The following is an 8,219-nucleotide window of genomic DNA, read 5'->3' as shown; positions in this document are numbered from 1 at the left end:
ACCTCGCGCCCCGCGGGGTCGCCGGGCGGGTCCAGCCGCCCCGCCGGCCGCCGCGCCCGGCGCCGCTGGTCGACCGCCGTCGCCGCCCTCGCCGTGCTCGCCGCGATCGCCGTGCCGAGCACCGTCGCCTGGCGGCAGGCCGACCGCGCCGCCGAGGCCGAGGCCCGCGCCGACCGGATCACCGCCCTGCTCGCCGAGCCCGGCGCGCAGGTGGTGTCCGCCCCGGTGACGTCGGGCGGCACCGCCGTCGCGGTCGTCACGGCCGACGCCGCCCTGGTCACCGCCTCCGGCGTGGCCGCGCCGGGTGCCGGCGAGGTCTACCAGCTGTGGGTCATGCGGGACGGCTCGCCGGTCCCCGACGGCACCACCGGGGTCACCGACGGCACGCTCCAGATCCGCACCGACGCCTACCGCACCGGCGACGCGCTCGCCCTCACGGTCGAGCCGGAGGGCGGCTCGGAGCAGCCGACGAGCGAGCCCGTGGTGGTCCTGGCCCCGGCCTGACGCCGCGGGCCCGCGGCTCAGTCGGCGGCGGTGTGCGCCGCGCCCCGGGGGATCACCAGCGGGGTGCCCGCCAGCGGGTCCGGGATGACCAGGCACGGCAGGCCGAACACCTCCTCGACGAGCTCGGCCGTCACCACCTCGGTCGGCCGCCCCTGGGCGACGACGGCGCCGTCCTTCATCACGACCAGGTGCGTCGCGTACCGGGCCGCGTGGTTGAGGTCGTGCAGCACCGCGACCAGCGTGGCGCCCTCGGCGTGCAGCCGGGCGAACAGGTCCATGAGCTCGATCTGGTGCGCGATGTCGAGGAACGTCGTCGGCTCGTCGAGCAGCAGGATGCCGGTCTCCTGGGCCAGCGCCATCGCGACCCACACCCGCTGCCGCTGACCGCCGGAGAGCTCGTCCACCGGGACCGTCGCCAGGTCGGTCACCCGGGTGGCGTCCATGGCGTCCGCCACGGCCCGGCGGTCGGCGTCGGACTGCTGCCGGAACAGGTTCTGGTGCGGGTACCGGCCGCGCGCGACCAGCTCGCCGACCGTGATCCCCTCGGGCGCCAGCGCCGTCTGCGGCAGCAGGCCCACCCGGCGCGCGACCTCCTTGGTCGGCATCCGGTGGATCGACGTCCCGTCCAGCACGACCTCGCCCGCGGCCGGGCGCAGCAGCCGGGCGAGCGAGCGCAGCAGCGTCGACTTCCCGCACGCGTTCGGCCCGACGACCACGGTGAACGAGTCGTCCGGCACCGCCAGGGTGAGGTCCGTCGACACCGTCCGGCGCTCGTACCCGAGCGTGACCGCCTCGGCCCGCAGCCGCTCCTGCCTCACCATCGCCGCCGCGCCTCCTGCACGATCAGGGCCAGCAGGTACCCCCCGCCGAGCACCACGGTCACCACGCCCACCGGCAGCGCCGTGGGCAGCACGTGCTGGGCCAGCACGTCCGCCGCGAGCAGCACCAGCGCGCCGGTCAGCGCCGAGGCCACCAGCGGCAGCCCGGCCGACCCGGCGAGCCGGCGCGCGATCTGCGGCGCCGCCAGCGCCACGAACGCGATCGGCCCGGCGGTCGCCGTGACGGTCGCGATCAGCGCGACGCCGAGCACCACGACCGCGAGCCGCGCCGTCTCGACCCGCAGGCCGTGCGACCCGGCGGCGTCGTCGCCGAGCTCGAGCTGCCGCAGCGGACCGCGCACGGCCCAGACCAGCGGCGTCAGCACGGCGAGCACGACGAAGGCCGGGAGCGCCTGCGTCCAGCCGACCAGCGAGATCGACCCCGCGCCCCAGATCGAGGCCGCCAGCGCCACCTCCGTCTCGGCGCGGAGCAGCAGCCAGACGTTCAGCCCGTGCAGCATCCCGGTCACGCCGATGCCGACGACGATCAGCCGGAACCCCTGCACCCCGTCCCGGTACGCGAGCAGGTACACCACGAGGGCCGTGAGCAGCCCCGCGACCAGGGCCCCGGCGGACACGCCGAGCGTCCCGGCGCCGAGCACGGTCGTCACGACCAGCACGCCGGTGTACGAGCCGGTCGCGAACCCGATGACGTCCGGCGAGCCGAGCGGGTTGCGGGTCAGCGACTGGAACAGGGCGCCCGACACCGCGAGCGCCGCGCCGAACACCAGGGCCACCAGCACCCGGGGCAACCGCCACTGCGTGACGATCGTGCTGGCGAAGCCCTGGTCACCCCCGAGCGCGCGGACGACCTCGGGGACGCTCAGCGGGTAGTCGCCCAGGCCCAGCGCGACGAGCGCGAGCAGCAGCGCGGCGACCGCGAGGCCCGCGACGGCGAGCCGCGAGCGCCGCCGCGGGTCGACGGGCCGGCGCGGCGCGGTGCCGGGCCGGGGCGTGGTCGCCACCCGCACGCCGGTCACAGCCCGGTCGCCTTCCGCCGCCGCACCAGCGCGATCAGCACCGGCGCACCCACGAACGCGGTCACGACGCCGACCGGCAGCTCGCCCGGCCACAGCAGCACCCGCGCCGCCACGTCGGCGAGCAGCACCAGGACCGGGCCCGCGACAGCCGACAGCCCGAGGACCCACCGCTGGTCCGGGCCCACGAGCCAGCGCACGACGTGCGGCACCATCAGCCCGACCAGCGTGATCGGCCCGGCCATCGCCGTCGCCCCGCCCGCCAGCAGCGTGATCGCCACGACCGCGAGCACCCGGGTCCGGCCGACCGAGGCACCCAGCGCGGTCGCCAGGTCCTCCCCGAGCCCGAGGGTGTTGAGCGCCCCGGCCACCACCCCGGCGACCACCAGCCCGAGCAGCACGAACGGCAGCACGGGGACGACCACGTCCCAGCCGCGCGCCTGGAACGAGCCCGACTCCCAGGTCAGCAGGACGGCGAACCGTTCCTGGTCGGTCAGCCGCAGCGCACCGACGACGCCGGTCAGCACCGCGCTCAGCGCCACCCCGGCGAGGGTGAGCTGGACCGGCCCGGCGTTCGAGCGCCCGGCCGAGCCGACCAGGTACACCGCCACGGTCGCCAGCAGCGCGCCGCCGAACGCGAACCACACGTACCCGGACGGCCGGGTCACCCCGAGCAGCACCACGCCCATCGCCACCGCGAACGCCGCGCCGCTCGTCACGCCGAGGATGCCGGGGTCCGCCAGGGGGTTGCGGGTCAGCGCCTGCATCAGCCCGCCGGCCACGGCCAGCCCCGCGCCGACCAGGACGGCGAGCACGGTGCGCGGCAGCCGCAGCCCGACCACCGCCGCGTAGTCCGCCGGCGGCACGTCCCGGCCCGTGAGCGCGCCCCACACGGTCGACAGGTCGACCGGTCGCGACCCGACGGCCAGGCTCAGGGCCAGCGCGGCGACGAGCAGCCCCAGGAGCAGCAGCAGCGCGGTCCCGCGCCGGGGGGTCGAGTACGTCGTCGGGCGGACCGCCGCGGGGTGCGGGGCGCCGACGGCGCTCACCCGGGGTTCCCGCATCTCATGAGGCTAGGCTAACCTTCCGAGGCATCCGCTCGTTCGTGACTCCGTTCCCGAAGTCGCGCCGGGCCCCCTCCACGAAAGGCCTTCGATGAAGTCCATGCGTGTCGCCGCCGTCGCGGCGGTCGCGGTCCTGGCCCTGAGCGCGTGCTCCGGCACCGACGACTCCGCCGGCGCGGGCGAGACTACCGCCGCGAGCGGCTCCGGCTCCGCGTCCGAGGGCACCTTCCCCGCCACCGTCGACACCAAGTTCGGCGAGGTCACCGTCGAGTCGCGGCCCGAGCGGATCGTGGCGCTCGGCTGGGGCGACGCCGAGACCGCGCTGTCCCTCGGCTACCAGCCCGTCGGCGCCTCCGACTGGCTGGCGTTCGGCGGCGACGGCGTCGGTCCGTGGGCCGAGGGCGAGTACGACGAGTCGCCCGAGATCATCGACACCCTCGAGCCGTCCTACGAGGCCATCGCGGCGCTGGAGCCGGACCTGATCCTGGACGTGAAGTCGTCCGGCGACCAGGACCGGTACGACCGGCTCTCCGAGATCGCCCCGACCGTCGGCGTCCCCGAGGGCGGCGACTCCTACCTGACCACGGGCCAGCAGCAGCTCGAGCTCATCTCCGCCGCCCTGGGCGTCCCGGAGAAGGGCGAGGAGCTGGAGGCGCAGCTCGACGACGCCTTCGCGGCCGCCCGCGAGGCGCACCCCGACTGGGACGGGAAGACCATCGCCGCCGCCACCCGCACGTCCGAGGGCTGGGGCGCGTACATCGAGGGCGGCGACCGCGTCGACTTCCTGGAGAACCTCGGCTTCGTGCAGTCGCCGACGATCGCCGACCTGCCGGTGTCCTCCTCGGGCTTCAGCGTCGACATCTCGTCCGAGCAGCTCGACCTGCTCGACGCCGACCTGATCGTGGCGTTCCCGATCTACATCGACACCGCCGAGATCACCGACGACCCGCAGTGGCAGGCCATCCCGGCGGTCGCCGACGGCCGGGCCGTCGTCATCGACGGCGACCTGTCCTCCGCGTACTCGCTCGGCACCATCGGCGCCCAGCAGTACGCGCTGGACAACCTGGTGCCGCTCATCGAGGACGCGCTCGGCTCCTGAGGCGCGCCGCGCACCCGACCACGGCGGGGACGTCGCTCACACCGTGAGCGACGTCCCCGTCAGCCGCTCGTAGGCCTCGAGGTACCGGTCCCGGGTCCGCTCGACGACGTCCGCGGGCAGGGCCGGCGGCGCACCGTCGGCCGCGCGGTCCCAGCCGGACGCCGGCGACGCCAGCCAGTCCCGGACGAACTGCTTGTCGAAGCTCGGCTGCGCCCGGCCCGGCTCCCAGGCGTCCGCCGGCCAGAACCGCGACGAGTCCGGGGTCAGCACCTCGTCGCCGAGCGTCACGGCCCCCGTGGTGGGGTCGACGCCGAACTCCAGCTTGGTGTCCGCCAGGATCACGCCGCGCTCCCGGGCGATGCCCTCGGCCCGCGCGTAGACCGCCAGCGTGAGGTCGCGCAGCTGCTCCGCGCGCTCCCGGCCGAGCCGGCCCGCGACGACGTCCAGGCTGACGTTCTCGTCGTGCTCGCCGAGCTCCGCCTTGGTCGCGGGCGTGAAGATCGGCTCCGGCAGCCGCGAGCCGTCGACCAGGCCGGCCGGCAGCGGGATGCCCGTGACCTCGCCGGCGGCCCGGTACTCCGCCAGGCCCGACCCGGTGAGGTAGCCGCGGGCCACGCACTCGACGGGGAACATGTCCAGCCGGCGGCACACCATCGCCCGGCCGAGGACCGCCTCCGGCACCGCGTGGGCGTCCGCCGACACGACGTGGTTCGGCACCAGGTCGGCGAGCTGGTCGAACCACCACAGGCTCAGCCGGGTCAGCACCACGCCCTTGCCGGGGATGCCGGGGCTGAGCACGTGGTCGAACGCGCTCACCCGGTCGCTCGCCACCACCAGCACGACGTCGCCGTGCTCGGCCGCGACCGCGGCCCCGGCCTCCTGGGTGGTGTCCGGGACGTACAGGTCGCGGACCTTCCCGGAGTAGGTGTGCGTCCAGCCGGGCAGCGCGGGTGCGGTCATGGGGGCCATCCTGCCGCAGCGGCGGCGGCCGGTCCGGCGGGTGTCCGCGGCGCGCGTCAGACCAGCGTGAGGACGCCGAGCAGCGCGACGGCCGCACCCAGCAGCATCGACACCGTGATCAGCACGAGGTGCACGGTGAGGAACCGGGTCGGGCGCCCCTGCGCGTCCCGGGCCCGCGGGTCCTTGGCGATCCGCGCGCCGAACCGCGGCCAGACGAGCAGGCTCCAGGCACCGGCGACGACCAGGACGAGGGACCAGGCGAGGGGCAGCTCCATGCGGGTGAGTATGCCCGCTCCGCAGGGCCGCCCCGGCGTCGAGGTCGCCGGTTCCGCCCGAGGTCGCCGGTTCCGCCGACCTTCCGTGGCCGGAACCGCCGACCTGGGCCGGCGTGTGGGCCCGGCGTCAGCCCTGCGCGGCCGCCTGCGCGATGTCCGAGCGGTGGTGGGAGCCCGACAGGGCGATGCGCTCGACGCCGGCGTAGGCCGTGGCGCGCGCCGCCGCGAGGTCGGCGCCCGTGCCGACGACCGACAGCACGCGGCCGCCCGCCGAGACGACCGCGCCGTCGGCGCCGGCGGCGGTGCCCGCGTGCAGCACGTGCACGCCGGGGACGGCGGCCGCGTCGTCCAGGCCCTCGATGACGTCGCCGGTGCGCGGTGCCTCCGGGTAGCCGTGCGACGCGACCACGACGGTCACCGCGGCCTCGTCGGTCCACTCCAGCGGCGGCAGGTCGCCGAGCCCGCCGGTGGCGGCCGCGAGCAGCACGCCCGCGAGCGGGGTCGCGAGCCGGGCCAGCACCACCTGGGTCTCCGGGTCGCCGAACCGGGCGTTGAACTCCACGACCCGGGTGCCGCGGCTGGTCAGCGCGAGCCCGCAGTACAGGACGCCGACGAACGGGGTGCCGCGCCGGGCCATCTCGTCGACGGTCGGCTGGGCGACCTGCGCCACGACCTCGTCGACCAGGCCGTCAGGGGCCCACGGCAGCGGGGTGTACGCGCCCATGCCGCCGGTGTTCGGCCCGGTGTCGGCGTCGCCGACCCGCTTGAAGTCCTGCGCGGGCACCAGCGGGACCACGTGCGTGCCGTCGGACAGCACGAACAGTGAGACCTCGGGGCCGTCCAGGTAGTCCTCCACGACGACCCGGCCGCCCGGCTTGGCGAGGCACGCGAGCGCGTGCTCCAGCGCGACCGCCCGGTCCTCGGTGACGACGACGCCCTTGCCCGCGGCGAGGCCGTCGTCCTTCACGACGTACGGCGCGCCGAACGTGTCGAGCGCGGCCTCGGCGGCGGACGCCTCGGTGACGACCACGGGGTCGGCGGTCGGCACGCCCGCGGCGGCCATGACCTCCTTGGCGAACGCCTTCGAGCCCTCGAGCCGCGCGGCCTCGGCGCTCGGGCCGAACACGGGGACACCCGCGTCCCGCACCGCGTCCGCGACGCCCGCGACGAGCGGCGCCTCCGGCCCGACCACGACCAGGTCCGCGCCCAGCGACGTCGCGAGGGCGGCCACGGCCGCGCCGTCGAGCGGGTCGACCGCGTGCAGGGTGGCGAGGGCGCCGATCCCCGGGTTGCCGGGGGCGGCGTGCAGCTCGGCGACCTGCGGGTCGCGGGACAGGGCGAGGGTGAGGGCGTGCTCGCGGGCGCCGGTCCCGACGACGAGGATCTTCACGACGCCGACCCTACCGAGCCGTCGGCGCCGCCGGGACGGCCGTCCGTCGGCCGGCCACCGGGCGCGCCGACGGCGCCGGGGTCGCCGGCCCGCAGCGTGCGCACGACGTCGAGGACCTGATCGACCACCACGTCCGGCCGGTCGTGCGGCACGAGGTGCCCGCTGCCCTCGGCTACCACGAGCCGTGCGTCGGTGGACAGCCCGAGCATGTCGCGCTGGCCCTGCTGCCAGATCCGCTCGAGCTCGGCACCCCCACCCGCCGAGATGCCGGCGGCAGCGTAGTCCTGCGCTTCGCCCCGTGCGATGACGCGCACCGGGAGGTCGCCGAGGTCCTGACCGCGGACCGCGTCCTCGGTCGACCCGATGCGGTCGGCCTCGTCCTGCCGCGCGGCGAAGAACGCCGGGGTCGCGACGACGTCCAGGAACCGCTCCTGGTCCGCCGGGTCGACCACCCCGGCGAGGAGCTCGTCGGCGAACAGGCGCAGCGCGCCCGTGCGCTGCAGGGCGCCGAGCGCCCACGCCGGCGGGTCCGCCGGTCGGCCCTCGGCCTCCAGGAGGGCGGCCGTGTCACGGGCGTCGTCCTCCGGCCGGGCGTCGACCAGCACCAGCCCACCGACGTCGCCCGGGTGGCGGTGCGCGTACAGCCGGGCGAACAGCCCGCCCATCGAGTGGCCGACCAGCACGTACGGGCCGGGCAGCCCGGCGCCGTCGAGGGCGGCGTGCAGGTCGCGCACGACCGCGTCGCCGGTGCGGGGCTCGGGCGACGGGTCGCTCCAGGCGTAGCCCGCGCGGTCGTAGGCGACCACCGTGGTGTGCTCCGCCAGCGCGTCCGCGACCGCGTCCCAGCCGATCGACGTCTCGCCGCTGCCCGCCTCGAGCACGACCACCGGCGAGCCGGTGCCCCGCACGTCGAGGTGCATGGAGCGGCGGCCGACGTCCACCAGCCGGCCCGGCACCGGGTACCGCTCGGCCGCGCCCCGGGCGGCGCTCGCCTCGTACGCCGCACCGGCGGCGGGCGGGACGAGCACCGCGAGGAGCGCGGCGAGGGCGACGCGGCGCCAGCGGCGGCGGG

At 76.7% G+C, this 8,219-nt stretch carries 9 protein-coding genes; 2 read left to right on the top strand and 7 right to left on the bottom strand.

Going from position 1 to position 8,219, the window contains the following annotated elements; translation table 11 throughout:
- Positions 1-504, top strand: a 504-nt coding sequence (locus G6556_RS14955) for an anti-sigma factor (RefSeq protein ID WP_205693541.1), incomplete at its 5' end; no start/stop codon positions are given.
- 17 nt (positions 505-521) lie between these two features.
- On the opposite strand, the gene G6556_RS14950 is transcribed toward G6556_RS14955, so the two are convergent.
- From G6556_RS14950 to G6556_RS19675, 3 genes are read right to left on the bottom strand one after another with little or no spacing between them, the layout of a single operon-like run.
- Positions 522-1,325, bottom strand: a complete 804-nt coding sequence (locus G6556_RS14950; protein ID WP_166943043.1) for an ABC transporter ATP-binding protein — start codon at positions 1,323-1,325, stop codon at positions 522-524.
- Positions 1,319-2,353: an iron chelate uptake ABC transporter family permease subunit gene (locus G6556_RS14945; RefSeq protein WP_166943049.1), complete on the bottom strand. Its 1,035-nt coding sequence runs from the start codon at positions 2,351-2,353 to the stop codon at positions 1,319-1,321. The genes G6556_RS14950 and G6556_RS14945 overlap by 7 nt, the downstream gene beginning before the upstream one ends.
- A gap of 5 nt (positions 2,354-2,358) precedes the next feature.
- The gene (locus G6556_RS19675) at positions 2,359-3,423 is read right to left on the bottom strand and encodes an iron chelate uptake ABC transporter family permease subunit (RefSeq protein WP_166943040.1); all 1,065 of its coding nucleotides are present in this window, start codon (positions 3,421-3,423) and stop codon (positions 2,359-2,361) included.
- A gap of 100 nt (positions 3,424-3,523) precedes the next feature.
- On the opposite strand from G6556_RS19675, the gene G6556_RS14935 reads away from it, so the two are divergent.
- Positions 3,524-4,522, top strand: coding sequence for an iron-siderophore ABC transporter substrate-binding protein (locus G6556_RS14935; RefSeq protein WP_240934584.1), 999 nt, complete (start codon positions 3,524-3,526; stop codon positions 4,520-4,522).
- Positions 4,523-4,558: 36 nt separating this feature from the next.
- Here the strand turns inward: G6556_RS14935 and G6556_RS14930 are convergent, their stop codons facing one another.
- The 4 genes from G6556_RS14930 to G6556_RS14915 form a co-directional block, all read right to left on the bottom strand.
- A complete protein-coding gene (locus tag G6556_RS14930) occupies positions 4,559-5,491 on the bottom strand; it encodes a phosphoribosylaminoimidazolesuccinocarboxamide synthase (RefSeq protein WP_166943034.1) in 933 nt (310 codons plus the stop codon).
- A 47-nt stretch (positions 5,492-5,538) separates the two neighbouring features.
- Complete coding sequence (locus G6556_RS14925) at positions 5,539-5,757, bottom strand: hypothetical protein (protein WP_158369995.1); 219 nt, start codon at positions 5,755-5,757, stop codon at positions 5,539-5,541.
- A 127-nt stretch (positions 5,758-5,884) separates the two neighbouring features.
- On the bottom strand, positions 5,885-7,147 hold the full coding sequence (purD, locus tag G6556_RS14920) for a phosphoribosylamine--glycine ligase (RefSeq protein WP_166943030.1): 1,263 nt from the start codon (positions 7,145-7,147) through the stop codon (positions 5,885-5,887).
- Positions 7,144-8,219, bottom strand: a 1,076-nt coding sequence (locus G6556_RS14915; protein ID WP_205693540.1) for an alpha/beta hydrolase, incomplete at its 5' end; no start/stop codon positions are given. The genes G6556_RS14915 and purD, both read right to left, overlap by 4 nt.

The organism is Cellulomonas sp. IC4_254 (assembly GCF_011603975.1).
Classification (GTDB): domain Bacteria; phylum Actinomycetota; class Actinomycetes; order Actinomycetales; family Cellulomonadaceae; genus Cellulomonas.
The sequence above is the reverse complement of the archived record's forward strand: the minus strand, read 5'-3'. Positions and strand labels throughout refer to the sequence as shown.

What these genes read in the sequence shown, in the direction of transcription:
- G6556_RS14925 (WP_158369995.1), bottom strand. Translation starts at nt 5,757, where the DNA reads ATGGAGCTGCCCCTCGCCTGGTCCCTCGTCCTGGTCGTCGCCGGTGCC.
- G6556_RS14950 (WP_166943043.1), bottom strand. Translation starts at nt 1,325, where the DNA reads ATGGTGAGGCAGGAGCGGCTGCGGGCCGAGGCGGTCACGCTCGGGTAC.
- G6556_RS14935 (WP_240934584.1), top strand. Translation starts at nt 3,524, where the DNA reads ATGCGTGTCGCCGCCGTCGCGGCGGTCGCGGTCCTGGCCCTGAGCGCG.
- G6556_RS14930 (WP_166943034.1), bottom strand. Translation starts at nt 5,491, where the DNA reads ATGGCCCCCATGACCGCACCCGCGCTGCCCGGCTGGACGCACACCTAC.
- G6556_RS19675 (WP_166943040.1), bottom strand. Translation starts at nt 3,423, where the DNA reads ATGCGGGAACCCCGGGTGAGCGCCGTCGGCGCCCCGCACCCCGCGGCG.